This is a genomic window from Microbulbifer sp. MLAF003 (assembly GCF_030012965.1).
GTDB lineage: Bacteria > Pseudomonadota > Gammaproteobacteria > Pseudomonadales > Cellvibrionaceae > Microbulbifer > Microbulbifer variabilis.
Window position 1 is genome coordinate 3,120,419 of record NZ_CP120232.1, and the last position, 25,786, is coordinate 3,146,204.

29 protein-coding genes and 1 pseudogene are annotated in these 25,786 nt (G+C 48.1%); 12 read left to right on the forward strand and 18 right to left on the reverse strand.

Annotation, left to right across the window (positions count from 1 at the left end):
• The first annotated feature begins 39 nt into the window (after window positions 1–39).
• The 4 genes from P3339_RS14830 to P3339_RS14845 all read left to right on the forward strand — a co-directional run bounded on the left by P3339_RS14830 (window position 40) and on the right by P3339_RS14845 (window position 4,364).
• Window positions 40–1,272: a hypothetical protein gene (locus P3339_RS14830; protein WP_020414885.1), complete on the forward strand. Its 1,233-nt coding sequence runs from the start codon at window positions 40–42 to the stop codon at window positions 1,270–1,272.
• Window positions 1,272–2,582 carry a MotA/TolQ/ExbB proton channel family protein gene (locus tag P3339_RS14835; RefSeq protein ID WP_020414884.1) on the forward strand — a complete coding sequence of 437 codons (1,311 nt, stop codon included), beginning with the start codon at window positions 1,272–1,274 and terminating at the stop codon, window positions 2,580–2,582. Before P3339_RS14830 ends, P3339_RS14835 begins: the two co-directional genes overlap by 1 nt.
• A complete protein-coding gene (locus P3339_RS14840) occupies window positions 2,575–3,276 on the forward strand; it encodes an OmpA/MotB family protein (RefSeq protein ID WP_282951015.1) in 702 nt (233 codons plus the stop codon). Before P3339_RS14835 ends, P3339_RS14840 begins: the two co-directional genes overlap by 8 nt.
• 65 nt (window positions 3,277–3,341) lie before the next feature.
• The gene (locus tag P3339_RS14845; RefSeq protein ID WP_282951016.1) at window positions 3,342–4,364 is read left to right on the forward strand and encodes a hypothetical protein; all 1,023 of its coding nucleotides are present in this window, start codon (window positions 3,342–3,344) and stop codon (window positions 4,362–4,364) included.
• A 520-nt stretch (window positions 4,365–4,884) separates the two neighbouring features.
• Here P3339_RS14845 and P3339_RS23825 read toward each other — a convergent pair.
• Complete coding sequence (locus P3339_RS23825; protein WP_020414881.1) at window positions 4,885–5,130, reverse strand: IQM protein middle domain-containing protein; 246 nt, start codon at window positions 5,128–5,130, stop codon at window positions 4,885–4,887.
• A 219-nt stretch (window positions 5,131–5,349) separates the two neighbouring features.
• On the opposite strand from P3339_RS23825, the gene P3339_RS14850 reads away from it, so the two are divergent.
• The 3 genes and pseudogenes from P3339_RS14850 (at window position 5,350) to P3339_RS14860 (ending at window position 7,886) form a co-directional block, all read left to right on the forward strand.
• Window positions 5,350–5,574 carry a winged helix-turn-helix domain-containing protein gene (locus tag P3339_RS14850; RefSeq protein WP_282951017.1) on the forward strand — a complete coding sequence of 75 codons (225 nt, stop codon included), beginning with the start codon at window positions 5,350–5,352 and terminating at the stop codon, window positions 5,572–5,574.
• Between the two features lie 50 nt (window positions 5,575–5,624).
• Window positions 5,625–6,158: pseudogene (locus tag P3339_RS14855) on the forward strand (IS630 family transposase).
• A gap of 474 nt (window positions 6,159–6,632) precedes the next feature.
• On the forward strand, window positions 6,633–7,886 hold the full coding sequence (locus tag P3339_RS14860) for a phosphoinositide-specific phospholipase C-related protein (protein WP_282951018.1): 1,254 nt from the start codon (window positions 6,633–6,635) through the stop codon (window positions 7,884–7,886).
• 973 nt (window positions 7,887–8,859) lie between these two features.
• Here P3339_RS14860 and P3339_RS14865 read toward each other — a convergent pair.
• The 5 genes from P3339_RS14865 to P3339_RS14885 all read right to left on the reverse strand — a co-directional run bounded on the left by P3339_RS14865 (window position 8,860) and on the right by P3339_RS14885 (window position 12,192).
• Window positions 8,860–9,168 carry a hypothetical protein gene (locus P3339_RS14865; RefSeq protein WP_282951019.1) on the reverse strand — a complete coding sequence of 103 codons (309 nt, stop codon included), beginning with the start codon at window positions 9,166–9,168 and terminating at the stop codon, window positions 8,860–8,862.
• 925 nt (window positions 9,169–10,093) lie between these two features.
• Window positions 10,094–10,468, reverse strand: a complete 375-nt coding sequence (locus P3339_RS14870) for a hypothetical protein (RefSeq protein WP_020414876.1) — start codon at window positions 10,466–10,468, stop codon at window positions 10,094–10,096.
• Window positions 10,461–11,015 carry a sigma-70 family RNA polymerase sigma factor gene (locus tag P3339_RS14875; RefSeq protein ID WP_020414875.1) on the reverse strand — a complete coding sequence of 185 codons (555 nt, stop codon included), beginning with the start codon at window positions 11,013–11,015 and terminating at the stop codon, window positions 10,461–10,463. The genes P3339_RS14870 and P3339_RS14875 overlap by 8 nt, the downstream gene beginning before the upstream one ends.
• 10 nt (window positions 11,016–11,025) lie before the next feature.
• A complete protein-coding gene (locus P3339_RS14880) occupies window positions 11,026–11,823 on the reverse strand; it encodes a DUF6249 domain-containing protein (RefSeq protein ID WP_157533680.1) in 798 nt (265 codons plus the stop codon).
• Window positions 11,824–11,895: 72 nt separating this feature from the next.
• Window positions 11,896–12,192, reverse strand: coding sequence for a hypothetical protein (locus tag P3339_RS14885; RefSeq protein ID WP_020414873.1), 297 nt, complete (start codon window positions 12,190–12,192; stop codon window positions 11,896–11,898).
• A gap of 180 nt (window positions 12,193–12,372) precedes the next feature.
• Between P3339_RS14885 and P3339_RS14890 the strand changes: the two genes are divergently transcribed.
• The 3 genes from P3339_RS14890 to P3339_RS14900 all read left to right on the forward strand — a co-directional run bounded on the left by P3339_RS14890 (window position 12,373) and on the right by P3339_RS14900 (window position 14,247).
• Window positions 12,373–12,978 (forward strand): DUF924 family protein, encoded by a 606-nt coding sequence (locus P3339_RS14890; protein ID WP_282951020.1) that lies wholly within the window; start codon window positions 12,373–12,375, stop codon window positions 12,976–12,978.
• Window positions 12,978–13,595 carry a LysE family translocator gene (locus tag P3339_RS14895; RefSeq protein ID WP_020414871.1) on the forward strand — a complete coding sequence of 206 codons (618 nt, stop codon included), beginning with the start codon at window positions 12,978–12,980 and terminating at the stop codon, window positions 13,593–13,595. Before P3339_RS14890 ends, P3339_RS14895 begins: the two co-directional genes overlap by 1 nt.
• Window positions 13,596–13,953: 358 nt before the next feature.
• Complete coding sequence (locus P3339_RS14900) at window positions 13,954–14,247, forward strand: YebG family protein (RefSeq protein WP_020414870.1); 294 nt, start codon at window positions 13,954–13,956, stop codon at window positions 14,245–14,247.
• Window positions 14,248–14,385: 138 nt separating this feature from the next.
• On the opposite strand, the gene P3339_RS14905 is transcribed toward P3339_RS14900, so the two are convergent.
• The 3 genes from P3339_RS14905 to P3339_RS14915 form a co-directional block, all read right to left on the reverse strand.
• The gene (locus tag P3339_RS14905) at window positions 14,386–14,781 is read right to left on the reverse strand and encodes an MAPEG family protein (protein WP_020414869.1); all 396 of its coding nucleotides are present in this window, start codon (window positions 14,779–14,781) and stop codon (window positions 14,386–14,388) included.
• 182 nt (window positions 14,782–14,963) lie between these two features.
• A complete protein-coding gene (locus P3339_RS14910) occupies window positions 14,964–16,265 on the reverse strand; it encodes an amidohydrolase family protein (RefSeq protein ID WP_282951021.1) in 1,302 nt (433 codons plus the stop codon).
• On the reverse strand, window positions 16,262–17,674 hold the full coding sequence (locus P3339_RS14915) for an amidohydrolase (protein WP_282951022.1): 1,413 nt from the start codon (window positions 17,672–17,674) through the stop codon (window positions 16,262–16,264). Before P3339_RS14915 ends, P3339_RS14910 begins: the two co-directional genes overlap by 4 nt.
• Window positions 17,675–17,996: 322 nt before the next feature.
• Here P3339_RS14915 and P3339_RS14920 point away from each other — a divergent pair, with 322 nt between their 5' ends.
• Window positions 17,997–19,634 (forward strand): hybrid sensor histidine kinase/response regulator, encoded by a 1,638-nt coding sequence (locus tag P3339_RS14920; RefSeq protein ID WP_020414866.1) that lies wholly within the window; start codon window positions 17,997–17,999, stop codon window positions 19,632–19,634.
• Window positions 19,635–19,701: 67 nt separating this feature from the next.
• Here the strand turns inward: P3339_RS14920 and P3339_RS14925 are convergent, their stop codons facing one another.
• From P3339_RS14925 to P3339_RS14960, 8 genes are read right to left on the reverse strand one after another with little or no spacing between them, the layout of a single operon-like run.
• Window positions 19,702–20,046, reverse strand: a complete 345-nt coding sequence (locus P3339_RS14925) for a glutathionylspermidine synthase family protein (protein WP_282951023.1) — start codon at window positions 20,044–20,046, stop codon at window positions 19,702–19,704.
• Window positions 19,959–20,867 carry a glutathionylspermidine synthase family protein gene (locus tag P3339_RS14930; protein WP_282951024.1) on the reverse strand — a complete coding sequence of 303 codons (909 nt, stop codon included), beginning with the start codon at window positions 20,865–20,867 and terminating at the stop codon, window positions 19,959–19,961. The genes P3339_RS14925 and P3339_RS14930 overlap by 88 nt, the downstream gene beginning before the upstream one ends.
• A 4-nt stretch (window positions 20,868–20,871) precedes the next feature.
• Complete coding sequence (locus P3339_RS14935) at window positions 20,872–21,489, reverse strand: DUF1190 domain-containing protein (protein ID WP_020414864.1); 618 nt, start codon at window positions 21,487–21,489, stop codon at window positions 20,872–20,874.
• A 12-nt stretch (window positions 21,490–21,501) separates the two neighbouring features.
• Complete coding sequence (locus P3339_RS14940) at window positions 21,502–21,918, reverse strand: DUF350 domain-containing protein (protein WP_020414863.1); 417 nt, start codon at window positions 21,916–21,918, stop codon at window positions 21,502–21,504.
• Between the two features lie 15 nt (window positions 21,919–21,933).
• Entirely contained in the window at window positions 21,934–22,587 is a 654-nt protein-coding gene (locus tag P3339_RS14945) for a YjfK family protein (RefSeq protein ID WP_020414862.1), read from the reverse strand.
• Window positions 22,572–23,645: a potassium channel family protein gene (locus P3339_RS14950; RefSeq protein WP_282951025.1), complete on the reverse strand. Its 1,074-nt coding sequence runs from the start codon at window positions 23,643–23,645 to the stop codon at window positions 22,572–22,574. Before P3339_RS14950 ends, P3339_RS14945 begins: the two co-directional genes overlap by 16 nt.
• 4 nt (window positions 23,646–23,649) lie before the next feature.
• Entirely contained in the window at window positions 23,650–24,345 is a 696-nt protein-coding gene (locus P3339_RS14955) for a PspA/IM30 family protein (protein ID WP_020414860.1), read from the reverse strand.
• Window positions 24,342–24,746 (reverse strand): DUF2170 family protein, encoded by a 405-nt coding sequence (locus tag P3339_RS14960; protein ID WP_020414859.1) that lies wholly within the window; start codon window positions 24,744–24,746, stop codon window positions 24,342–24,344. Before P3339_RS14960 ends, P3339_RS14955 begins: the two co-directional genes overlap by 4 nt.
• 148 nt (window positions 24,747–24,894) lie before the next feature.
• On the opposite strand from P3339_RS14960, the gene P3339_RS14965 reads away from it, so the two are divergent.
• Window positions 24,895–25,209 (forward strand): DUF6471 domain-containing protein, encoded by a 315-nt coding sequence (locus tag P3339_RS14965; protein WP_020414858.1) that lies wholly within the window; start codon window positions 24,895–24,897, stop codon window positions 25,207–25,209.
• A gap of 203 nt (window positions 25,210–25,412) precedes the next feature.
• Here P3339_RS14965 and P3339_RS14970 read toward each other — a convergent pair whose 3' ends face one another.
• Window positions 25,413–25,715, reverse strand: a complete 303-nt coding sequence (locus tag P3339_RS14970) for a hypothetical protein (protein ID WP_157533678.1) — start codon at window positions 25,713–25,715, stop codon at window positions 25,413–25,415.
• Window positions 25,716–25,786 lie beyond the last annotated feature (71 nt).

Here is a 25,786-nt window from a genome sequence, read left to right on the forward strand (position 1 = left end):
CCCGGCTATTGCCGGGGCTCTAGCTTTTAGTGTGAGAGTATGTTGCAGCATCATTCGTTTGGTATTGCCGCCTTGGTGGACGAGGTGATTCAACCAGGTGGTAAAGTATTGGATTTAGGGTGTCTCTCATTTGGCACTACACAAACCTTTTTGGAACTATCCTGCCAGACATTTATTGAGGATTTACGTAGCCTGCTGCTTGAGATCCACTCATTTGACCAGCAGACACGAACCATAAAGTTAACTAAACACCTGACTAGAAAGCCGCAACGGATAAAACTTGATGTCGTGCTCTGCTGGGACCTTTTCAACTTTATGGAGCCCGAGCTTATTACGCAATTAATTGAGGAAATCCGACCTCACTTAAAAGCTGGCACCATCTTCCATACTATGCTGTACACCGGCACAATGCCTAAAGCGCCCGCTGATTTTAAGCGTTTGTCCGGCTTCACTTTTAACTCAGAGCCCCTAGCACTGCCGGAGCCATTACCCTCATACCGATACTCGTCGCTCAACCTGATGAAAACCATGGGTAACTTTTCTCTGCGCTCCTCTCTCCTGCATAGAAAAGGCATGCGTAAAGATCTTATCGAGCTGATGTTTGAATACGGTAATGTAAAGTCACAAAACGCTGTACGCGCGGGGGGAACCTCAGCTGCAATCTCCGCCTTTAGACAAACAAGCCTTACCGAACTCCCTTTGACAGCTCTTGATCAAGCATTAATGCACACCAAGCGCTCTCCCGTCAGTAAAGCTCTGGACGTAGGGAAGAAAGCCGGAAGGAATATGCAGCACCTCCAGCGTGAGGTGGGTGAACTGTTTATTTCAGATCTCTATTCCGCAATTCTCTGGCAATGTAGCCGCAAGGTACCCTTTAATAGCGCGGTACAGGCGGCATTACGACAGGCCACCCTACCTGAAAACCTGGATTGTATTTTGCTCTGGGATCTCCTGAATTTCTTTTCCACTGAACAAATTCAGTTAATCACACATACGCTATATCAGTATCTCAGCAATAACGGTGTGATGCATTTTCTGTTGTTCAAGCAAGAGCAACTTCCAGTTAATTGTGGTGTTTTCGAGATTCAGCCATCAGGCCTTGTTGGAACCTATATCCAACCAGCTGGAAATAAGCAGACAAAGTTCCGCACTATTACCGATGTAGTGAAAGCTCTACCACAAATGAAAGTTCTAAGTCAGGGCACAGGGAGAATACCCAACGGGCCCTTTTATCACGAAATAACAATGCAGAAAGTTGTAAAGGATCAATAATGACCCAGTTTTTCTACCACTGGTTGACTAAGTTATCTCCTGAGCAGGTAACAGACACCTTTCTTATAGTTATGCTTGCCCTTGGCACTATAGCCTTGATCCTTTACCCATTTGGCAAGTTTCCACGCTTCGTAAAAGAAACTCCATCTCTACTGACCGCTCTTGGTATTCTGGGCACCTTTATCGGTATTATTCTTGGTATCTATGGTTTTGACCTTGCTGATATCGACACCTCGATTTCAGAACTTATGCAAGGTCTGGAAACCGCCTTTATGACAAGTATCTTAGGCCTTTTCCTCTCGCTGGTCTTGCGCACTATTTTCCAAATATTTAGCAAAGATCAGCCAGCCAGAGCCACTGCAGATGATATTTTGCAAGCGATCAATGACCAGCGACAGGATTTGACAAAGTTTCAACACAGTATTAGCGAAGAGGTTTTACAGTCACTAACTTCAGTTGTGGAGAAGTTTAATCAGGGACTGAACGCACAAATGGGTGATAATCTGCAGCAGTTTACTCAACAGCTGGAGGCTGTATCCCCTGCCCTGCAAGCATTAATCGATCAGCATGAGCAACACGCCGAGCTTGCTGCGATCTACCGTGAGCAAACCACATCCCTACTGATTGAGATTAACGGTGCACAAGAGAACCTTTTGCAGCTGCACCAACGTATTACTGAATTACCGGAGATCTTTAACGTTATTCCTTCGCTGGTTGAACAGCAGCGTACTCACTCCGAGCAAATCTCTGTCATGCTTAATGAACAGCAGGCATCCATTGAAGTACTGCAGCAATCTATTCCAGATATCGCACCTAAGTTTGAGTCTATTACCCAAGGAATAGAAAAAGCGAATCAGCAGTTAGGCACTCAAGTTCAACACCTAATCTCCCTGAGTGAAACCCAGGCTAAGGTTTTTGAGCAGAGGACGAATAAGGTCGTTGCTCTCGCCGATGTCCTTACTAGTATCGACCCAAAACATTTTTCCAACATTATACAAGAGACTGCAAACAGCCATCGTGAATCAATGGTTGAACTCGCACAACTTATCGCCAAGACTCACCAACAGATGATTACTGAGTTATCCCAGGTGATCACTCGTGATTTGACCAATGCAGACGTAAGCATCAAACGTCAGTATGAGCTACTGGATCAACGCTTACATAGCGAAGTCGAGAGTGTAATGGCTGCGATGGGTGATGCGCTAGGCACCCTGAGTGGTGAGTTCTCAAGGGATTTCCGCCAGTTAATCCAGCAAATGAAACGTATCGACAGTCAAGTGAAGCAGGTCGTCGGAGAGGAGCATGTTTGAGAGTGCCCACTCCAACAGCGAATACAGCGAGAGCCAGTGGATCAGCCTATCCGATATGATGGCAGGCCTGATGATGGTATTTCTCTGTATTGCTGTCTTCGTAATGCGCTCCTTAATAGATGAACGCGCTAAGATTCGAGAGCTTGCAGAGTCTTATCGCGATACTCAACTTGCAATCTACCAAACCCTGCAACAGGAGTTTGCTAACGACCTGGATCACTGGGGAGCCTCCCTGGATAAGCAAACCCTCGCCATTTCATTTAATAATAGTGATGCCCTGTTTAAAGCGGGGGATTTCACTCTGAGTGACAATGCCCGAGAGATTATGTCCTCATTTGTACCCAGGTATATTGCTGCCCTGACTCCATATATGGACTCTATTGCCGCAATCCAAATAGAGGGACACACAAGCTCTGAGTGGGGTGAACAATCTGAACCAGAAGAAGGTTACTTTCATAATTTGCGTCTGTCACAGCAGCGATCAAGAGCGGTGATGCAGTATGCCCACTCGCTGCTACCACCGACTCAAGCGGTACTAGTCCGCGCAAAAGTTGCGGCCGTAGGCTATTCCTCTGCTCGGCCTGTACTCAATGCTAATGGTATAGAAGATCCGGATCGCTCTCGCAGAGTGGCATTCCGGGTAGTACGTGACTCTGAAAGCCATATCCTGCAAATTCTTGAGGAAGCTTTGTGAAGCCAACCAACCTCCAGCCTATTCATAAACACCAAACACAAGAGCCGCGGCACGGCTTCACGCCTATGAAAGCTACATCATGTCAACCGGAGAGTAGCGATCACGGAATTCCCGCCGACAGTCCCCTATTGAAAGTACCGACGAATACTCCAAGTCGGAACAGTTTGGCAGAAGCTATCAGCTCTGGTATTCAGCTGGACTACTCAGACCTGGATAGCCTCACCTGTGGCTGGCGCTACCGTAACATTCCGGTATTTGTATTTGGCCTTGAAGAAAGCCCTTCTACGCAGGGGCATTCTTTTGGGCAAATCCATATAACCCCTAAATGCCCATCGCTAAGCAATTACCAAGGTTCACTTTGGGCGAGTAGCGACTACACTGCTGCACAAAAAGTTTTTCCACAAGATGAACTAAAGCCCTGCACCCACTGCCTGCGCCACCTCTATAGCCTGGATATTCCTGAACTTGTGCGTAAGGACCGTTTTGGAACTGTTACCGATATCGACTGGTTAATCTTTGCAAGATACTTTGCCAGCTCCATTTTCGATCAATATCCCCTCTACTGGCGAAACGGCGAACGTCCACAGAAAGTAAATTCACTCTTTAATGCTGACAACCCAAAGTATGCTTGTTCAATATGTCAGTGCCATATAAAAACCAGCGGCTGGGCACTAAATCCAGAGTTGGCTGAACGCAGTGGTCTACCCAAAGAGATCTGTCTGCTATGTGCAGAGCGACGCGCACGTGCAGTAATAATAGCATCTCCACAAGCGGCTCTCCGAGCAGCGACACTACGCTACGAATCCCTTACGAAACAGCTAGGCAGTGAACCCCAGGCTTCATGGGCGATTGCCGAGCAGGTAGTCCCTGCTTCCTGGCTGCCTCTTGTACAGAAACTAAAAACCCTGATGGGGCCACCCAAAGTCTTTCAAGTAATTGCCCCACGAGTACTGGCCGTTTTATGCTGGCCCAGCATGGGACGTGCGATCATCGCTGATAACACCAAGGAAGCCAAGCTCCCCAAAAATATTCGGTATGGCGGAAAGCTCAAATTGAACGTGAATTGGGGCTTGGCTAAGCGTTGTTGATATTAAGAAATTGTTCGGAGTTACACTAGTATTACCTAAAAATAATTGACTAGAAGGCAATTGGAATACATCCCTTATCGGCCCAATCAATAGAATTTCTGTTCGAAAGTGACATCCACTTTCGGACGCTAATCAAAACATATAAATTTGACTTTAAAAGTAGCCATTTAAAAAATCAATTAACAAGAATTAGTCCGCACACTATAGTCTACTAATTCAGAGGCGAACTTCCCACCGCTATTCCCCTGTTCAACTTTCCCACATTAAAGCCACTGCCACTTGGGCCCATCAGGATAAAGCCTTAGTTTTTGCCCTTGAATGTGAGTGCGGCCATTATATGTATGTGAGCTACCATCAACAGTATCCCTGATTACTGTACCACGAAAACTTTGATACCATTTCCCTGTATAAAATGGATCTTGATTGTTTTTTGCGCGTAGTGCGTAATTTTTTGAAGAGATACCAAATTGGATTTTTGTCACCCTTAGGTCAACATTGTTTTTTCCAGCTCTTCCTTAAATTACTCCATGTAGTTACTGGTAGGTGGGTAATGACCACTAAAATTGTTAATTAGTTCTACTCTCCCATTTGCCACAGATATATGTCCTGCCGCAGCAACTGGTTGCCCAGACAAAAATGCCGAATGATTCTGAATGTCACCGACTTTATTACCGCAAAAGATACGTCCATTTTTATCCATAACAAACACCCAGGAGCCGCCAGGATTAGTATTCAGCAGTGTTGCCACGTCAATATAGCAATCCATTTTAAATATCGGCTCGATAATTTACGCGTTCCTCTTCCTTTATATAAGGCACAAAGACACCGCTATTAAAGTTTTTGGTTGCTAATCTGGTATCTCTATAGTTCGGTACAATATCAAAATGGATATTAATAATGCGATAAAATTACACTGGCACTGGATGTTTCCAGTCGAGTAGTACAAAATTGGATCAATGCTTGTAAAGCAGAGGACTTTAAAGCATTGGCCTCTAAAAAGCGCGGCTATCCGGAAGGTACGAACCGCAGGCTAACGGTAGAGAAAAAAGCTTCAAAACAAATCTCAGATGAGCAGCCAGATCAGCTCAAGCTTGACTATATCCTGTGGGCACGCAAGGCAGTCATGGAGTTAATCGAACCTGAATGCGGTTTGAAGATGCCAATTCGCACCGTCGGTGATTATCTGAAGCGCCGAGGCTTTACGCCATAGAAGCCTGCCAAACGGGCCTATGAACAAAACCCGAAAGCCATTAAAAATGGATGGAGGAAGATTACCCAGGCATTAAACAGCATGAGAAACAGCAAGACGCAGAGATTTACTGGGGTGATGAAACAGGCATTCGCAGCGATTGCCAGCATGAGCATGGCGATGCACCAAAAGGAAAAAATTCCATTGTGAAGCTGAATGCCACGCTTACTTCACTCAATATGATATCCGCGATCTCAAACCAAGGAACAGTGCGTTTTCAAATTTACGAAAGAAGTATGAATGCCGATAGGCTGATTGACTTTCTCAAGCGATTAACCAAAAAATCGGAACTTAAAGCTTATCTCATCCTGGACAATCTTAGGGTCCACCATACACGAGTCATTAATGCTTGACTGGCAGAGCACGAGGATGAGATAGAAATCTATTATTTACCATCATATTCACCTGAACTGAATCCAGATGAGTATTTGAATTGTAACCTTAAAGGGGGCATTCACAGTAGTATGCCAGCCCGACTCATGGAGAAACTGAAAAGCAAAGTACTTTCTCATATGAGAATGTTACAAAAAAGCCCGCGTGTGTAGCAGCCTATTTCCGACATAAATCAATTAAGTACGCGGCATAATTAAACGATTTATCCACCGGATTAACAATAAGATAAGTAATCGAGGCCCTCAAACGAAGTCAGCAAAGGCTTTAAGGGCCCGCTCAATTACGTTAACTAAAGACATGTTAGATTCTTAAAGTTAATTGTCGCCTACTATATTGCCATAACGCCAACAAGCCCACAAAAATGACTAATTCTTTCAACAAAGGATACAACAAACCTTAAAGCCAACAACATAAAATCAATAAACATTTTATAATACCAAAGATGTTTAATTTAATTAGACATCGAAAGCTTACATTAAAAGTTGTAGATATTTTCCAAGGAAACGGATAAATCAGCCAGGCTATTTTCAGTTTAAGATATAGAAATCCCGCTGAACTTCTCAATTTCTTGCCACACTTTCCAACTCACACATCCACCAATTTTCGGAATAAACTTGGATTAATCGATGAATAACATAGTCAAAACAACCACCTTTTCTACCTTATTATTGACTAACTTTATTGTTTCCCTATCTGTTTCCGCGGGAGAGTTCACACTTGATTCTAACGATTGGCGTATCCGTGCGCTTAAGATTCAAAACGATATAGATCTCGATGTACCGCTAAGAGAAGGTTTCAGACTGGGAACACACAACTCCTTTAACGCGGAGGAGTATGCCAATGCATTCCGCTATGTAGATCCAAATCAAAAGCTGTCCTTGAACGATCAACTAGAAGCGGGCGTTCGCAGAATCAACTTCGATGTGCATGAATTTTTTAGCTTCAGCACCTGGAAAACTGAACTCCTGCTTTGCCATGGCACATCCAATCATTGGGGATGCAGTTCATTTGATCGCAGGTTAATTCAAGGGCTCAATGAAGTGAAAAGTTGGCTTGACAAAAATCCAGATCAAGTCATAGAGATAAAAATTCAAGATGAAATGGATGGAGAGCACAATGAATTTATAGCACGAGTGGAAGAGTCTATGGGAGAGCTGGTCTATCGCCCAAACGGGGGCTGTAGTAAGGTGCCAGCAGACCTTACCGATAGAGATATTTTAAATGCAGGCAAGCAAGTTTATTTTACTGGGAATTCCGCCTGTAATGATGATAATTATCAAAGCCTGGTGTTCAAGAATCACGAAGGTGGACTTTCTTACGATCGCAATGAGGTTCTCAATGGTGTCTGCCCGGAAAACCCAGAGAGTGGCATAATGTCAGTTTCAGAGGATCGGACAAATTTATCCGGGGGCAGCGATGATAAGACCACTAATGCCAGCGAATTATTGATACTTATGAAATGTGGCCTAAATTCTACCGGACTGGATATGTTGGGCTATACAAATTCGGACAGAATCGCAGCAGCTGTATGGAGCTGGGATGTCAATGAGCCGAACAATGCTGGCAGTACAAGCAATGAAGACTGCGCACTATCCAGAGCCAACGGCCGCTTCAACGATTTGAATTGCACTCAGATAAAATCCTTTGCTTGTGAAAATGCCCAAGGTGACTGGTATATCACTAGCTCACAGGGAATCTGGAGTGAAGGTATGACCATCTGTCACGCAGAGACCAATGGCGTATATCAATTCTCTGTACCCACCAGTCCTTATAAAAATACAAAGTTAGTACAAGCAAAAGAATCTGTATCAGTGGATCAAGTCTGGTTGCATTACTCTGATATTGCTGAGGAAGGAAAATGGGAGGCAAGTCATCCATAACCTAAAGAGCCTATCATTAGATATTGATAGCTGATCTGAGAGCCCGGCTGGATAGTTTTGACCATCCGGCCACCAAAAAACCACTGAAATTATTACTCGAATTACGACCAAAAGAATGGCTAAATAGATCCATTATTAAAGCCACTAAAACAACTTGAAAATTCTACAACATATAATTTGATAATGAAATGAAAAAGCTATAAGCACCCTTCATTCAAGATAGAATTATTTAATTCCTCAAACATGTACCCATGCAGAGACAAATTTTATTTTTTATATCCTGTCGGTAATATTTAGTTGATGATCAATCACTTTTACATATACCTTACAAGCTATTCTAAATGTACAAATCAATTCTGGACAGCCATCAAAAGAAAATGGCAATAACCTCAGTAAATATTGGTACTCTTGGCTTCGAATTAAAATAGATAAAAGTTTTGACTAGTCTGATGCTAATTCAATTGGGTGGGCATGGATTAAGCATAGGATGGCCGACATCAACGATGAGCTTCACTGGGGAATAGGCTTATAGATAGCTGGTGAGAGGGAAAGAGGGAATACACTGCGTTCAGGATCGTATGAGGCATGGATACCGATTTCAAGCTTAAAAGATTGTATTCACAGCGCTTCTCAAGTGCAGTGTACTCTTACTCTCTGACCCAGTAGTACGCCGCCAGCTTCTGTGAAGTATCTCAAGGAAAAATCAGATAAAGAACAATATAGGAGGCTATTTAATGTACTTTTCGCTCAGAGAATATAAATAACCAACCTCTTCCAATAAAAGCTACTGATTTAGCCACTTACATTCTAACTTTTCATTCTCAGTAAAAGTCTCACTTGAATAGAAACTTAAACCGCGATTGAACTGGTATCCAGCCTTTACACCAGTGGCACGGTCAGATGGTTCATTTAGATGGTTAAACGTCACTATACACTCCAGCACAACCATTTGATTTTTTATGGAGCGTGAAAACTACATTGATGCAATCAACACAGGCTGATTGAGCTGGTCACCAAAGTTAGCGGATCTGTTAACCCTGGTTAATACCTGCCTGGAATCTCCACTGGCCAGTAACTTCAAATCAAAAGCAGCCTTAGCTCCATAAAAATCAAGTTTTTTATTAATAAATCTATCAGGCATTCTCAACAGCGTTGCAGCTTCCGGACATTCATCATCAAGCCTACTCGAAAACCTCATAGATCCTTTAACGTTTCTCTCCCATGCCTCTTCCGCGGCTCTATCAAGTTGCCTGCGGACACACCCAAACTGCCCAGCTGCCATTGATTAGCTCTCACCTTTTTTGAAACCCTTTCCGTAGACGAGCTAACATGGGAAGCTCTGTTTTTTGTCCATACATTTAAAAAAGGAGTAGAGTAAAGAGGTTCGATCGGGAAGCACTACAGACAATCATGAATGTGATCTGGAGGGAGGGTGATGAAGCTTACCCTGTTAAGGCGCTCTAAGAGACACTCGGCATTACCCGCTCGAACTTCTACAATTTCCTTGGAGCACGTGAGGAGTTATTCCTTGAAATATTGAATATGTATTTTGAGTAGCCCCCAGACTTTGTACTGTATAAAAGTGAACCGGAAGAGGAGATACTGAAAGAAATATTCCTGATCCACCGCAATATTTGTTTAGCTAGGGCAAGTACCCCATATCATTGCGGTAGCCTTGCTGCTAATAACATTGCCGGGCTTGTTGGGAGGGACGAAAAAGTCAGCCCGACACTCTCCAGAGCTCCAGAGACAACTCTTAAGCACTTCGAACAATTGCTAACTCTTTCAGAAGAAAAAAGGGAATTCGATTGTGAGGATATACACTTTACTGCGCTTGCCTTAAAGAGTGTGTTACTCGGAATAAATCTGCTTTCCAAAGTAATTTATGATGAGGATGACTTGTGGAATTCTGTAAAGTTGTCCTTGAGGGGGACTAAATATCTACAGGCCCACATTTACATTTGTGGAAAATATCCACCGGCACCGTGGTGGCAGGTTAGACATTAATCCAGTATCAGAGCACCGTGTCGAGCATAGCGCTGTCCATGGCTATACAAAAAAGAGAGAAGAAATTAAAAGCATACCCTCTACAGTACGAAGTCACTATTTAAAAGTGTTCCAATTAGCAGAGGAGCAATAATTTTATCTGCCCCCACTTGGTAGTGGGGGCAGGCCGATAATCCCTATTTATTACTATTAGGAATTAATCAGCGACGTGCAGCAAAAATACCGCCAGCCATCACCACTAGCGAGGAGAGCATTCCAACGCCAACCAGACTGTAAAGGCTGATGGACTGGCGCGCTGCTTCACTCAATACTTCACCAAATGGAAATTGCCAGGCCACGATTCCTGAGGCTGCCAACACAGCGATGTATTGGGATCGGCTGGCACGGCGCTCACTATCCTTTGAAGGCGCAGGCAGTTTTGCCATCACGCTTTCACAGAAGCCATCGTCGTCCAGGTAGGGCTCATCGAACTGCAGCTGTTCGCTTAGCCAGGCATCGAACTGTGGATCTTTGCCCTCTATAGCAACATCGTTCAAGGTGCCACCCTTAGTGTTCCGCTGTTCAAAATTAACCATTTACCACCTCCTCACGCCATGGCTGGAGCAAGCTGCGAAGCTTGGCCCTCGCGCGATTCACATGGGATTTTACCGTACCCAGCGGCAACTTCATAATGCTTGCCGCCTCCTCATGGGAAAAGCCCCTCTGCATACACAGATGTATCGCCTGACGCTGGGCATCGCTCAGGCTACTCATAGCAGAGTTTAGATCCCTTGCCATACCCAGTTGCTGGGACTCTTCCACAGTCTCTTCTGCTTGAGCTCTGTCGACCGCCTCCTGATCCACATCTGGCGCATTCTTGCGTTTGTGGCTCATGACGAGATTGTAGGCGATACGGTACAACCAGGTGCTGAACCGGGCATCCCCCCGAAATGCCGGCAACGCCTTGTAGGCCTTGATAAAGGCCTCCTGCGCCATATCGTCCGCCAGGCCCTGGTCGCCATCACACAGCTGACGGAGCGAGAATCGCAGCTGTGACTGATAGCGGCGAACCAGCTGAGCATATGCCCGCTGGTCCCCGTCTTCGACGGTGCGCCTGATCAAATCCTCATCATTGAGGTCCATATTCGGGTCCTTACACCTGCTTGTTATCGAGCTTCCAGTTGATAAAGCGGGCCAGGCCGATAAACAGTGGGATCAAACCCAGACTACCTACACCAAAGCCTGCCAGGGCCGTCAGCCAGATAAACACCGCTGCACCCACAGCAATCAGGGTGATGCCTCTATCTGCAGGACTCCTGGGGCTGTTGCCTTCGAGCATATCCAGCATCTCAGGCGGTACATCGCGACCTTCAGCAACCATGCGGTTGATATTTTCCACAACCAACTGTTTCTTGCGGTAGCTGTTATGAGTCACCAGCCAGACAATCAACACCGGCATCCCAAAAATGCAGATCAGAGCGATTATTGGTACCAGCCAGGACTCCAAGGGCTCAGTGTTATGCGCCCTATCCCAAAACCTGGCCTTGTGGTCGTAATGCCTGGTCAAACCGATTTCGACATTCTCCGGAACCTGATCCAGGGCCTCCTCAACCACTTGGCCCCGATCGTCGAGAATGCCCTTGCTCTCAAGCTTCTCAATAATCCGCTGACTCAGTGGCCCACCAAAATCGGTACCCAGATCTACTTTGACTTCACTGCGCTCGCCATCTTCACCCTGGGTTTTAATAGTGAGCACGCCGTTGTCATCACGCATAATCCGCACCCGTGAGTTCGGCTCGGACGCTTCGGCATCAATCGATGGTGGAGCAGGAGGCTTCGGCATCTCCGTGCTGTCATCCTGTGCCCAGCTACCCAGGGCGGCAAATGCAGCCACCAGAGTTACCAGCCAGCGAGCGCCAGCCCGCATGGATTGTGAATTTCTCGCTCTCATTTTTTACTCTCTGATCATTCTCGTTATATGTGCTGTTGCACCGTCGGGGATACCCAAAACCACTTTTTGGCCTTACATGACTGTGAGGCGACCTTTTGAATAAGGGCTCGGTGTGGCGCCCTGTTTAGGCTTATCCTCAGCTACATGCACCGGATAGGGGAATCCGATGCTCTGTGAATCAGCTTTTGCCTTACACTCATTGAGCTTCGCCATAAAATGCCGGTCAGTCTTCTCAGTGAGCTGCCGGTGGATGTCTTCCACAGAAAAGCCCAGCTCTACCGCTCTGGCTTCTGCCGCTTGCATGCCGCTGAGCGCCAGTAACAGTACGGCGCAAAATTGTACCTTCTTAAATGATCCCGCAGTAAACATTGTGACCTCCAGATCGTTTCTCCTTGTACACCTCTATGACGGGACTAGCCTCAGGTTTGGATGCAGATGCATAAAAATTTTTTCGCGCCACCCTTCCAGTAGCACCATCTCCCTCTGCGGCTGGACCAACAGGTATAAAAGTCGCAATAATCCAGACCACTGAAAAACGAGTTCAGGTTGATGTCTTCAATAGTGGATGTGCTGACATTCTGGTTCGGCGGCCCAACGCTGGGCCACTTGCCATCCAAATCGCAGCAGCAACGCTGGTTTGCAGCGACGCCAGCATTAGATCGCGAGATACGGTGCGACTTTGGCAGGGTTACCGAGCGGGCTCTGGAGGGAAGACTGACCCATTGGCGCCAAACCCTGCGAGGCGAGCTTGCCCTGGTGCTCCTATGCGATCAGTTCGCTCGCAATATCTATCGCGGTAACGAGAAAGCCTTTGCGGGAGACCTCCTCGCGCTGGAAGTTACCGAAGATATCCTACGGCGCGGAGACACCGGCAGACTCGGACTATTTCAGCAAATATTTGTGGGTATGCCGCTGGAGCACAGTGAAAAACTCCCGATGCAACGACGCTCCGTGGCATACTTCAGCCAGTTGCAGCGACAGTACCAGGGGGACCCAAGTGTTGCCCCATACCTTGCGACCCACTATCGATACGCCCTGGCTCATCAGGCAGTGATTGAGCAGTTTGGGCGCTATCCGCACCGCAATGCGGCACTCGGCCGCGAATCTACAGATGAAGAGAAACAATGGCTGGCACAAGGGGGCGGCTTTAAATAATGGATTTACTCGGTTGGTTATCACTCGCAGGTATCTGTGCACTCGGGGCCATGTCTCCTGGGCCCAGTCTATTGATCGTAATGCGCTCTTCCGCATCAGGGCTCCAGCAGGGGCTCGCCAGTGCAATCGCCCATGGGGCTGGTGTCGCCATCTATGCCGCCCTCACCGCTTTTGGTCTAGCCGTACTAATTACCAGCTCACCACTGCTGTTCAGTATTTTGCAATGGGCCGGTGCCGCCATGTTGGTGTATTTAGGCTGGAAGGCCCTGCGCGCACCAGCACCGGGCTCCAGCACCACCAAATTGGAGGCACCAAAACAAAGTACTCAGCGCGCAATCGCGCAGGGTTTTGGTGTAGCCTTTTTTAACCCCAAAATTGCAGTGTTCTTTACTGCCTTATTCAGTCAGTTTGTATCGGAGCAACAGACTCTTACCACTAAGTTGGGAATGGCCGCAGTAGCTTCCGGGATAGATACCCTCTGGTATTGCATCATCGCCTTGGCAGTACATGCCAGCCGCAAGCGTCAGTTAGTCAGCAAGCACCTGGGCCACCGCATCCAGCAATTGTTTGGCCTATTGCTGATCGGACTAGCTGCAAAGCTCGTATTGACGATCTGATTTCCTTCGATTGACGGCCACAGCCCAGAGTCAGAAAGGGCAAAAGACAGTGCCGAGAAGCCTGCTCGATAACCAAGCGGCAATTAACGCTTACATTTAAAAAAAACAGGCCCGGTTTACGGGCCTGTGATAGCGGAGTTTGCAACTCGGCACCTGGGGGGTTACACCGAGCTGCGAAGCGGCATTATGACAGCCTTAAAAATTCCCTGTGTTCAGGCTATCGCAACCCTCTCTCTCCTGACCGCAATTAATTTCCCGCCTATTTTTCGACCCCTGCGTTGACACTGAATATTTATACAGTTACTGTATGGTCATACAAAAAAATTGGAATGTCTGAAAGGCAATTGGGAGGCACATCATGGCCGTAGTAGCTGTTTGGAAATGTGATCGAGACGGAGCAATGTTCGACAACAAAAAAGATGCTGAAGAACACGATAAGATGCTGGAACTGGCTGCCAACATCACCTCACTAATAGAGCGCCATATCGAAGGTATTGATGAACAGACTGGCGAAGAAATAGGGCTGTTGTTGGCCAAGCGCCGCGATTCACTAGCCAAAGCCTGCAAAGGCAAACCGGAGGCTCTGCTGGAAGGGGACAGTGCAGAGGAAACCTCTGATGAAACTGTTACTCCCTTTGCCGCCAACCAGTAAGTGCTTGTAGTTTCATCCCTGTACTCTGCCCGGTTAAGCCGGGCTTTTTTATTAGCCCCCTCAACTATTTGATGATTAACCAGTGTCGCTGGCCATGCTCACCTCTCTCTAACCAGCGATACCCTTCTTGCCCGCTGTTTACAGAGCTTTCACAGCCTGAACAATATTAACTACGGCCAAAGCCAATATCACCACCCAGCTGATCAGCGTACCCCAAAAACGCCCCATGTGTGTCCCACCTTTACCGGCAGTTAGACCATATGCGTGGAAAATACGGGAAAGTAAAAATGAAATCCCAAATATATGCAGCCAAATTTGTGATAAACCACCCAGTTCAGCAAGTAAAAGTAGTAACAGTGCTATAGGTGTATATTCAATTGCATTCGCATGCACTCTCACTCGGATCTCATTAGAGCGATCATCACCGGTGCCAATTCCCACACGCTTAGTGCGGCGAAACTGCACCACCCTTAGTGCCAGGTAGATAATCAGGATTGCACAGAGACTGGTATAAAGTGCCGTAACATAGGCCATTAGGTCGATCCTTTTTCTTATTCATCAGACTGTTGGAATATAGCTGTAAAGACTATATTGCTGCCACACAGATCCTATACAACAAGCAAGGCTTTTTTGCTCATTGTCTTAATTTCCTGTAGGCAGATAACAAAAGAGCGGGCAATACCCGCTCTTTACTTCACAGCTATGGCCAGGCCAAATTAATATTGGTAGCCAAAATTGTGACCCTTGGTGGGCTTCAAATGGCGATCTCGCAAACGGGTAGAACGAGTAACGAGAGATTGAGGTTCACCCTCAATCAATACCTGTTCCGGGTAGCTGGTAACTTCCAGGGGATCTCCGCTCCAAACGACGATATCAGCCACTGCACCCTGCTCCAGTGTCCCGCCCTGCAGATTGAAAATATCAGCCACATTGCTGCTGATAGACTTCAGGGCTTCCTCATAAGGTAGGCCATGAGCAACAGCATTACCGGCCGACTGGCGAGATAGATACACATTGTGGGTAGAAGCGTAGTCGGGCCCACTAATAGCCACTTTTACACCTGCCTTGGTAAGTAACGCCGCATTATCGAGGCGCGCACCCAGGCTGGAAAAGGAAATAGGCAAGTTATTGATAGCATCAATAACCACTGGCACCTGGGCCTCAGCCAGCTGATTCGCTACCATCCAGCCCTCAGCTGCTCCCAGCACCACCAGTTTCACACTGAAGGCTTTGGCAAGCTCAATTGCACCGAGAATATCGCTGGCGCGATTGGCGATAATGACCAAAGGCTCCTTACCACTCACCACCGGCTGTAAGGCCTCCAGATCTGCCAAACTGTAATCCAGTTCACGCCACTCACCACGACGAATCGCAGCGCGATTTTCCCGGTACTCCTTCGCTTCACTCAAGGCCTTCTCAACCTTGGCATAGGCATTGGCACGACTGCCGCCAGCTAACTGTGCACCGGCCTCTCCTAAATAGGCCTTCTGGGCTACATCTTTGGCTTCTACACTATCGAACTCACCATTCAGCTTAATAGCAAAGCTGCGCCCGGCGAATACGCGCTGGGCTTCAACAGCACCGTCATCCCAGGTGCTGATACCGGGAAAAACTACAGCACTGGTCACGCCCCCTGCACGATTGAAAGGAATCAAAGTAGATTTAGGGTTGTAGGCGGGCAGCGGATTAAATGCACTGCCAATACTCTCACCAGTTACCGACTGATCATTTGTTGAGCTGGCAGCACTGATTTCCACCAGACCAAGCTCGGAAACCGGCGCTATCACTCCCGGAGTGACTACTTTGCCTTGTGCATCAATTACCCGGTCAGCAGAAACGCTCAGGGAGGGGCCTACCTGCTCCACTTTGCCACCGACAACAAGTACATCGGCAGACTCCAAACTGCCTTTGTCCCCCAAGGTATGCACCTTGCCACCCTTGATAAGGATGCTCTCTGCCTGGGCACTAGCGGCCAGAACTCCGAGGGCAAACGCACAAAAAACAACTACTCTTTTCACTGCCGCTCTCCCTCTGCATTGAGAATACCCAGCTCAAAATCGCTGCGCGGTTGGCGCTTTTCATCAGCGCGGTCATACATCAGTTCACCATCGATAAATACTTGATCGACGTGGGTGTAAACACTGAAGGGATTACCAGACCAAACCACAACATCAGCCATTTTGCCCTTCTCCAGGCTGCCAGTTTGTTCTTCGATACCCAACGCCTTAGCAGGGTTTGATGTCATCCAGGCAACGGCATCCTTGGGTTGGATATCAAAACCCGCGCGTCGACCCGCAGTCATCGCTTTGGCTACCTCTTCATTCAGGTGCTGCACGCCCACACCGGAATCGGAGTGGATCATAGCGCAGGCTTTGGCCTGGTCGACAATCGCAATATTCGCCTCGGTCATATCAAAGGCTTCATGCTTAAAGCCCCACCAATCGGCCCACATCGCTGCGCAAACATCGTTTTCTGCCAGCAGGTCGGCTACTTTGTAGGCCTCAACTGCGTGGTGGAAAGTAGAAACCTTAAAGTCGAACTCTTTAGCAACATCCATCATTACGGCCATTTCCTCACCGCGATAGCAGTGATTGTGCACCAGGATATCGCCGTTCAGCACACCCGCCAGGGTTTCCATCCCCAGGTCGCGCTCGGGCTCATCGCCGCCATTCTTTACATAGTCTTCCCATTTTTTCTTGTAGCTGCTGGCTTCAATCCAAGCTTTACGATAGCCAGCCACATTCCCCATACGCGTTGAGGGAGAAGTACCCTTGCCACCGTAAACACGCTTGGGGTTCTCACCACAGGCCATCTTCAAACCATAGGGCGCACCGGGGAATTTCATATCCTGCACACTGCGGCCGGGCACATTCTTCAGGGTTACACTGCGGCCGCCGAACAGGTTGGCGGAACCTGGTAGAATTTGCAAAGTGGTAACGCCACCTGCCAGTGCCAACGGGAACTGGGGGTCCTGGGTCCATACGGAGTGCTCTGCCCACACTTGCGCAGTATTGGGCGAAGTCATCTCATTGCCGTCTTGAGAGGATTCGATAGAGGGTGCCGGATAATCACCCAGATGGGAATGGACATCAATAATACCGGGGGTAACCCATTTATCCTTGCCATCCACCACCAGGGCTCCTTCCGGAGCCTTCAGGTCTTTACCAACCTGGGCAATCTTGCCACCTTCCAATAACAGATCTGTATTTTCCAGTTGCTCGCCAGTACCGGTGAGTAAAGTGGCCCCCTGAATCAGGACCGGACGGGACTGACTGACTGAATAAGTGGAGGGAAAGGCATCCAGGCGGGCGAAGTCCAGGGATCTCTGCTCGCTCTCAACCTTCTTCTCTCCGCAAGCGGACAGCAGCAACGTGGCACAAAACAGAGCCACGACACCGCGCCCGAAAACTCGAGAATGCAGCTGCATAGTAAATCATCCAATGGTTTTGAATATAGCGGTAAATGCTATCAGGTTGTTACGCTGTAGCCACTACTTGACCGTGCAAAAGTTTTAGCCCTCCCAGCGGGTACACCATATTTCATTTGGCCCCTATAGCTCCGCAAAACACTGTTGAACCGAATCACATTGACGCAAACACGTGATTACAAACTCGCTTACAAATAACGGCGTGTCAGCAAAGACTGCGTGCTAGATCAAAAAACGAATTAGCTACCTATATACTTTTCTTTTTCTACGTGGTGCAATTTCTGGTGAAAAAATACTCAAGGGTGACTCAGGAGGAGAACAAATGATCAAGGAGAGCAATTTACCTATTTTCTCACCCTCCCCAGCCCTTGCCTCAACCCGGGAGCTGGATTCGAATCAGGTTTACGAGGCCCTGCGTAAAAGTGAGGAGCGCTACCGGGAACTGGTTGAGCATGCCAACTCTATTATTATGCGCTGTGACAGAAATGGGAGAATTACTTCTTTCAATGAATACGCACAACAACTCTTTGGCTACACCGAGGCTGAGATAATTGGTAGGCACTTGGTCGGCACAATCGTACCCGCCAGTGAAACCAGTGGGCGTGACTTGCGTAAACTGATTGACGATATCTGCGACCACCCACAGGAACACCGCTACAACATCAACGAAAATATTACCAAATGCGGTAAAAGGGTTTGGATTGCCTGGACCAATAAAATTATATCCGACGAGAGCGGCCGCCCCAGCGGCATACTCAGTATTGGTACAGATATTACCAAGCAGCGGCTATTAGAGGAGGAGCTGCGCCAAGCCCAGAAAATGCAGGCTATCGGTGAGCTGGCCGGTGGCATAGCACATGATTTCAACAATATGATTCACGGGATCAGTGGCTACGCAGAGATAATACAGCAGATCTCCGAAGACCCCCGTATCAGTGAATACACTAATCATATCCTGACTACAGCGCGCCACGCAGCAGAGCTGACCAAGCAGCTACTCACCTTTGCCCGCAAAGGAAATTATCAGCTGAAGGATTGTAATACTCACGAAATTACACGTGACGTTTGCGCTATGCTCGGCCGAACCATCGACCGGCGTATCCGTATCGAGCAACTACTCGAGGCTAATCGCCCCCATGTAATTGGCGACCCCGCCCAACTAAAAAGCGCCCTTTTAAATATTGGCATCAATGCAAAAGATGCAATGCCGAATGGAGGCACCCTACGCTTCACCAGCAGCAACATCACTATCGAAAAAGAGATAACTATCGCTGATTTTGAAGTTCAGCCCGGCCATTACTTGTTAATCACGATTAGTGACAGCGGTACCGGAATGTCACCTGAGGTACGACGCCGGATCTTTGAGCCTTTTTTCACAACGAAGGAAAGTGGCCGCGGCGCTGGCCTTGGGCTCGCAGCGGTACACGGCACCATCCACCTCCATAAGGGCGCAATTAAGTGCCATAGCCGTGAAGGAGAAGGCAGCACCTTCAAGCTATACCTACCAATTTCCAAAGCTCGTCCGGAAAAACCCGGCGCTCCAGCAAACCTGCCTTCGGCTGGGTGCAAACTGAACATCATGGTTGTAGACGATGAAGCTATTGTTCGGAGTTATTCAAAAACTCTTTTTGAAATGAATGGCCACAGTGTTGTGGCTTTTGCTACGGCTGAACAGGCAATTACCTACTACCGCCAACATTGCGATCAGGTGGACCTGGTGATTCTCGATATGATTATGCCTGGCATGGATGGCCAGGAATTATTTGCTTTCCTCCGCCGTATTAACCCCGAAGTAAAAGCCCTACTTTCCACAGGTTACAGTGTCGATAGCAAAGTTCAGGAGGTAATCGCTGATGGAGTACTAGATTGTATCCAAAAGCCATTCACTTATGAGCGCCTCAGTAAGAAAATTGAAGGGATGATTGCCAGTGGCTTGCTGAGCAACACCAAGAAACAGTGAAGATAAGTGATACCCTAAACTGTATCGCCGGCAAATGACATGTAGTGGGTGCTGCAGTACTACCGGCCTAGAGAATAATATGCGGCAAGTAACGACTCATATCCTGAGTCACAATATTTCCATCTTCACGAATAGACATTCCAGCCGCCATATCATCCACCAACCAACTACCTATCAGCGTATAGTTTTTTCCAAACTTTGGCAGTGGATGCATAGCCTGAAATACAAATCCCTCTTCACCGTAAGGGCCACCGGAAAGGGATTGCACATCACCTCCACGCACAATGGAAATATTAGCTCCTTCCCGGGAAAAAATCGGTTTCTTTACCAGCTCAGTAAATTCAGCAGCCTTGTGCAGCTCATCCTCAAAAAAGATGGTAGCAGGTTTGGGTGCCCCGGAAATAACTTCCACAACATCGGCAGCAGTGCTTTATTGGATAAAATCGCTTTCCATGGCGGTTCCAGCCAGCGCACATTATTAGTCCCCAGCAAAGAGCCAAACTCCTCTCGGAACATAAACTCCCAAGGGTACAGTTTGAACATCCAGGTAATCACCTGGTCTTGCATATCTGTAAAAAAACCATCCGTATCACAACCGATATCTTCCATAAAGACAAAATGGTTGGTAATGCCGGCCTCACTGGCACAGTCCTGCAGGTATTGGACAGTACCGCGATCCTCTTCAGTATCTTTGCAACAGGCAAAGTGTAGTTCGCGACCAGGAGTGAGAAACTGTAAATCCAGGAAACGATTAACCAGCTTTTCCTGTAAGCTATTGAACTGATCCGACTGCAGCGGCAGGGCCCGCCGGTCCACATTATCCTGCAACCATAACCATTGCCAAAAACCAGTCTCGTAAAGACTGGTAGGCGTATCCGCATTATTTTCGTAGAGCTTTGCGGGCCCCTGCCCGCAATAGGCAAAATCAAGACGGGAATAAAGACTGGGGTCGCCGTTCTTCCAGGAGTTGCGTACAAAATCCCAATGTTGCTCAGGGATACAAAAGCGTCGTAGCAGCTCCTCATCCTCCAGCACCTTCGCCACCACATCCAGGCACATCTGATGGATTTCTTCGGTAGGCTCTTCTATATGTTTTTCTACCTGCTCCAGGGAGAACTGATAGTAGGCGCTCTCATCCCAGTAGGGTTCGCCATACATTGTGTGGAAGTGAAACCCAAACTCCTGAGCCCGCTCCTGCCAGCGCGGGCGTTCGCCAATCGGCAACCTCAGCACAAAATCAGCCTCCCCAGCCCCGTGAACCACTACTGGAGCGACCACCACCCCAGCTGGACTTAGCTGAAGCCACAGACCCAAAGCCGCCGCGAGAGACCGTCTTTGTTACCTTGGGTTTCGGGTCCATCGCACTCTTGTCAACCGTATAGGACGACTTGCCGTATCGACCGATCACCTGCCCATCCGCTGTCATCAAACGATCGTAATAACGGGAACCAGAGGCAGAATAACGATAGACGGGGTTATAGTAACCGGAGGAGTAATGGCGCCTATCATTATCCAATAGTGAAGCAACCATAAACCCGGTCATCAGGGGCATCCAGAAACCACTGCTAGTCTCGCGGCAACTTCCAAACTCCGTTTCGCACTGGGAAAGATTGGCATACTTGGGGCCAGTGCGCTCAGCCTCTTCCAGCGCGCGCTGGTAGGCAGCCTCACACTGGGCCTCATCCAATTGGGTATTATTTACGCAGTCCTCAACTGAGGAAACTACTTTAACCTCTTCATCAGAGGAGCAGCCGACAAGGGCTGCTGCCACACCGATTGCCAAAGGGCGCAGAACAAAGCTTGCTCCCCGACCTTTGCGCATCCGCGCGAGATTGATAGTTTTGGTACGTTTCATCCTCACTCCCGCTTAGTAGCTCATACAGGCAGCATTAAGGACACCGACAGAAATTGTTGTGGCTGCCAGCATAATCCCCGCAGACAACTCCCCGTCTTCAATACGCTCAACAATACGAGGCATAAACCCGAAACGGATAATGGCAAACGCAATCAACTGAGCAATTAACGCAACCACCGCCCAAGTAGCGAAGTCGGTAATGGACACCGAATTGCTGGCAGCACCACCCACAGCAATGGCGAAGCCGAGCACCGCACCACCAAAACCAATAGCAGCCGCTGCATTCTTATCCTCTCGAATCAACTTCCACTCATCGTGGGGGGTCACCAGTGCGTAGAGGAATTTAAACGCAATTAAAAATACCAGTGACAGGCCAAAATAAGCCGCAAAATGAACGATACCAGTCAGTAAATCATAAGGCTGGTCCATTGATACTTCTCCTTATTATCCGTGAATAGTCAGCTGTGAGGGGGTCAGTGTAATACCGGTACTGATAACTAGGCTACGACTTAAATAGCCAGCATTCTCTTCTTTTTCTTCAGCGGAGAGAAACAGAGATTCAGTGCGCTGATCAGACAGTTCGCGTTCGAACAGCATGGTAAATTGATCCGTTTGCGAGAAGTCTCCGCCCTCTTCATAGGTCTTTTCAGCCATGTGCACCGGATTGTGGTAATCACCAGTGGAGGTCCATACCCTGCTATAGGAACGATCATCCAGCTGGTAGTTGGCAGCGCCTATCTTTTCTTTTAACAGAGTATCCCAAACCTGCTGGCTAGAAACATCCTGGGTATCGTAAAAGTGAAACAGCTTTACATCCACGACATGCTCATCACTCTGGCCACCTTCAGCTACTACCTGCAACCAAGCATCATCGTCGGTATAGAAGCGATAAACCCATGTACCGTCCAACTCCACCACACCAGCTGCTTTGATAATTTGTGTGGGGGAACAGGACTCAATGGTGAGTTCATCCAAGATCAGACGAATTGCCAGTGGGTCCAACTCAAAACTGGCTCCCAGGCGCAAACCCATAATCTCCGGCGTTTTTACTACCGGAGCTTCCTTCCCCTTAAATTTTTTAATCAGTTTGGTAAACATGTACCAATACCTTCCCCTTCATTCATTTTTATATCGAAGCAGCGCTTTTCATCTAACCGCTTGGCCGAGATGTAGTACAGCATATCCCCGTTACTAACCTGGTCTGTCAGCGCGGGATTCACATCGATTTTTATTACATCCTTGCGGCGGACAGCGATCAGTGTTGCGGACAAGTCCTGTTTGAAATGATCAAACAGGGGACCAAACGGCAGTGGCCGCTCCCCTCGATACTCTACACTGTACTGTGTCATTCCATAAGTACTATCCAGAAGCTGGCGGTGCAAACGTGCCGAACCGGGGTCCAGCGAAGACTTGGCTAAAAGCTCTACCGCTACAGAGGGAATACATTCGATATTCGGGCAGTGCGCACGCAGTAACTCACCCACATTTTCGTCTTGGAAATAGGCAGTTTTATGGCTATTAGGGCTGTACTTATCACAGAACAAAGCCGTAGTGAGTGTTACATCATCTAACGGGTTGTCGATAATAATTCTCGCGGCTTCTGCCAGTCCGGCGCGCTGCATACTCTCGATATGGGAGAAAGATTCAACCCGCACAAAATCAATTTTGCCAGGCATCGGGTTTTCAATATCAGCCTCTACACAGAGCACTATTTCAGACGTTGTGCCATTGGTCTTGGAGAGCAGAAGTTCAATCAGGCGCAGAGTTCGGGTTCCGTTCCAGCCGATAATGACCGTGTGATTGACATTACTTGTCATACGCAAGCCTCTCTTTCCTCTATGCACAAACTCAGAAACCGCAAAACCTACCCGGGTAACTACCATCGCAAACAGGCTCAGTCCAAGCGGTATCACCCAGCCCGCCACCACGATTTTTCCTGCAGGTGAAACTGGTGAGAAATCGCCATAGCCGACCGTCGATGCGGTAACCACCAGCCAGTAAATAAAGTTTTCGGGAGCGATAATCTCGCTTTCTCCCGCAGCACTCAGCAGCAGATAGCTGCCGACCACATAGCCCAGAACGGCAACGAGAATGGTTGTTATATTTGCCTTAACAAAAAGCGACGCCAGAAGGCGTCGCACTTTAAATAGCAGCACTGGATCAGGCCTTTTCGCGGCTCGCCAGCAATTGTGCCAGTTTATCACTACCACTGACCTGGCCCCCGGGCTTGATGCCTGCCGCCTTCAGCTTGGCATCAAGGCTAGATCCGCTCTCCTCCGTGGCCAGCTCTTCCGCCGCTTCCAATTCAGCTGCACGCTCCTGCTGCTTGCTCTTAATCCGGTCCAGGCTGTCCAGGGCTGTCTTGATCTTGCTGTTAGCACCCATGTGACGGGAGGAAACAGCAACCTGGGCTTTTTGTACGGACTCAGTCGCTTTGATCTGATCTATCTGCTGTTCCATACGGCGCACATTGGTCTTGGCTTTGGAAATATTGCCTTTCAGTGAGCGCTCGGAGTTCAGGAAGCCTTCCAGCAGGCTCTGCTCAGTTTCCAACTGGGCCTCAAGCTCAGTAACGCGCTCAGCACACTCCAGGGCCAGGCTGTCATCGCCCTTCTCACTGGCACTGATAGCATGAGTACTGTAAGTCTCAATATCGGCCTGTAAGGATTCCACTTTGCTCTCGGCCAGCTTGCGCTTGGCCATGATCTTAGTCAGGTTCTCATCACAAGCTTTCAATTCAGCCTTAGCCTCGCGCAATTCCTGGTCGAGAATGCGGATAGACTGGCTGTCCGCAACTGCTTCAGTGCCCTCGTTTACCGCACCTTTCAAGGCAGTCCAGATTTTTCTCAGGCTCATGCTACACCCTCCATTTCAAAATGATCTGCATACAAATCCAGGAAATCCCCCACATTGGAAAACAGGGTTTCAACTTCCTCGATAACTACTTCGTCCTTGCTGGACACAGACAGCGCACCAAATGCAACGTAATAGCTCTGGCCGCCAATATTTTTGATGGCTATCGCCGTCAAAGGAACCAACTGATGTGTCTGGAGAATCATCTCATTCAGTGCAGCCACATCATCAACCTGGCTCACTGGAAACAGGATGCTCTCTACAACAATCTGCTTTTCCCCGACGTAGACAAACGCATCGACACCTTCATCGTTAGAAATGCTGAGGCAGTCACCCTCAGACTCGACTACCCACCCAGTGTGGTTTTCCGCCAACTGGCGCAGGTTTTCATGATTCCAGGTCATCTCAACTCCCTCGCTGTGGAATATTGGTCACAAATATAGCATCAAAAAAACGACGGTCAATAACTTATTTCAAACTTATGTTGCAAATAATACACATAAGGATAGTATTTACCACAATAGTGATATCAACTGTAACGGAGTAGAGCCCATGGACCACAAGCAAAGCCTCGGCAATCAGCAAGCATTGGCTCCTTACAAACAGGCCATTGCCCGCTATGTGCGCGCCTCTATGGCTTTGAAGGGTATGCGTTACGGGGATCTGGCCCAGGCCCTGGCCGATAGAGGGATTTCAATGACCACTGAGAATTTGCGTAGCAAAGTGAGCAAATGCATGTTTTCAGCTGATCTGCTGGCGGCCATCATTGATTCTTTATCTGTTGAAGACAGCGCCATGCCTGAAATCCTCAAACAGGCGCGGGAAATGCAAGATCGAGGACTCTATACCGAGCAGGACAAAAGCTAACACTTCCCTCATTCCGGTGCCAGCACACTGGGTCACACTTGCCTCAGCCTGAGTGGCAGACCGGTTAAGCAGGGAAACGAGGGGACAGATCACCGAATGAAAACTCAAGAGATTCTTGGGTAAAACTGGTTGATTTCAATAGACTTGCTCGGGTGCAGCACCGCCCTTTTAGAGCCCATTACCACTCTGTTAATAATACTCTGCTAGTAGTGGTGAAGCTTGTATACCGGCTCACCATTACCGCATTTGCCAACAACCACTGGCTCAGCCAGCTTCGCTCCAGCCGGAATTATCTTATTGGTCGGCCACCAGACAAAGCAGGCATAGCGAAAGTTGACTGCCCAGTTACAGTAAAGCCTGCCCTTGTCCTCTTCATAGAATCGCGCTTGGCAAAAACTTAGGGTTGGGCTTCGCACACCCTGCTGCTGTTGCGCATCCACAACAATAATATCGACAGCCGCCACACTAGAAACCCAGAGGCAGGGAATCAACAACCACAATTTCATAGGCGCACTCATTAAGGCTTTAAACTGGACTTTCTTAAAGCCTAGCAGCCCCGGCGCAACTTTCATTTCAT

What these genes read in the sequence shown, in the direction of transcription:
- P3339_RS14830 (WP_020414885.1), top strand. Translation starts at nt 40, where the DNA reads ATGTTGCAGCATCATTCGTTTGGTATTGCCGCCTTGGTGGACGAGGTG.
- P3339_RS14835 (WP_020414884.1), top strand. Translation starts at nt 1,272, where the DNA reads ATGACCCAGTTTTTCTACCACTGGTTGACTAAGTTATCTCCTGAGCAG.
- P3339_RS14840 (WP_282951015.1), top strand. Translation starts at nt 2,575, where the DNA reads ATGTTTGAGAGTGCCCACTCCAACAGCGAATACAGCGAGAGCCAGTGG.
- P3339_RS14845 (WP_282951016.1), top strand. Translation starts at nt 3,342, where the DNA reads ATGAAAGCTACATCATGTCAACCGGAGAGTAGCGATCACGGAATTCCC.
- P3339_RS23825 (WP_020414881.1), bottom strand. Translation starts at nt 5,130, where the DNA reads ATGGATTGCTATATTGACGTGGCAACACTGCTGAATACTAATCCTGGC.
- P3339_RS14860 (WP_282951018.1), top strand. Translation starts at nt 6,633, where the DNA reads ATGAATAACATAGTCAAAACAACCACCTTTTCTACCTTATTATTGACT.
- P3339_RS14865 (WP_282951019.1), bottom strand. Translation starts at nt 9,168, where the DNA reads ATGGCAGCTGGGCAGTTTGGGTGTGTCCGCAGGCAACTTGATAGAGCC.
- P3339_RS14870 (WP_020414876.1), bottom strand. Translation starts at nt 10,468, where the DNA reads ATGGTTAATTTTGAACAGCGGAACACTAAGGGTGGCACCTTGAACGAT.
- P3339_RS14875 (WP_020414875.1), bottom strand. Translation starts at nt 11,015, where the DNA reads ATGGACCTCAATGATGAGGATTTGATCAGGCGCACCGTCGAAGACGGG.
- P3339_RS14880 (WP_157533680.1), bottom strand. Translation starts at nt 11,823, where the DNA reads ATGAGAGCGAGAAATTCACAATCCATGCGGGCTGGCGCTCGCTGGCTG.
- P3339_RS14885 (WP_020414873.1), bottom strand. Translation starts at nt 12,192, where the DNA reads ATGTTTACTGCGGGATCATTTAAGAAGGTACAATTTTGCGCCGTACTG.
- P3339_RS14890 (WP_282951020.1), top strand. Translation starts at nt 12,373, where the DNA reads ATGTCTTCAATAGTGGATGTGCTGACATTCTGGTTCGGCGGCCCAACG.
- P3339_RS14895 (WP_020414871.1), top strand. Translation starts at nt 12,978, where the DNA reads ATGGATTTACTCGGTTGGTTATCACTCGCAGGTATCTGTGCACTCGGG.
- P3339_RS14900 (WP_020414870.1), top strand. Translation starts at nt 13,954, where the DNA reads ATGGCCGTAGTAGCTGTTTGGAAATGTGATCGAGACGGAGCAATGTTC.
- P3339_RS14905 (WP_020414869.1), bottom strand. Translation starts at nt 14,781, where the DNA reads ATGGCCTATGTTACGGCACTTTATACCAGTCTCTGTGCAATCCTGATT.
- P3339_RS14915 (WP_282951022.1), bottom strand. Translation starts at nt 17,674, where the DNA reads ATGCAGCTGCATTCTCGAGTTTTCGGGCGCGGTGTCGTGGCTCTGTTT.
- P3339_RS14920 (WP_020414866.1), top strand. Translation starts at nt 17,997, where the DNA reads ATGATCAAGGAGAGCAATTTACCTATTTTCTCACCCTCCCCAGCCCTT.
- P3339_RS14935 (WP_020414864.1), bottom strand. Translation starts at nt 21,489, where the DNA reads ATGAAACGTACCAAAACTATCAATCTCGCGCGGATGCGCAAAGGTCGG.
- P3339_RS14940 (WP_020414863.1), bottom strand. Translation starts at nt 21,918, where the DNA reads ATGGACCAGCCTTATGATTTACTGACTGGTATCGTTCATTTTGCGGCT.
- P3339_RS14945 (WP_020414862.1), bottom strand. Translation starts at nt 22,587, where the DNA reads ATGTTTACCAAACTGATTAAAAAATTTAAGGGGAAGGAAGCTCCGGTA.
- P3339_RS14955 (WP_020414860.1), bottom strand. Translation starts at nt 24,345, where the DNA reads ATGAGCCTGAGAAAAATCTGGACTGCCTTGAAAGGTGCGGTAAACGAG.
- P3339_RS14960 (WP_020414859.1), bottom strand. Translation starts at nt 24,746, where the DNA reads ATGACCTGGAATCATGAAAACCTGCGCCAGTTGGCGGAAAACCACACT.
- P3339_RS14965 (WP_020414858.1), top strand. Translation starts at nt 24,895, where the DNA reads ATGGACCACAAGCAAAGCCTCGGCAATCAGCAAGCATTGGCTCCTTAC.
- P3339_RS14970 (WP_157533678.1), bottom strand. Translation starts at nt 25,715, where the DNA reads ATGAAATTGTGGTTGTTGATTCCCTGCCTCTGGGTTTCTAGTGTGGCG.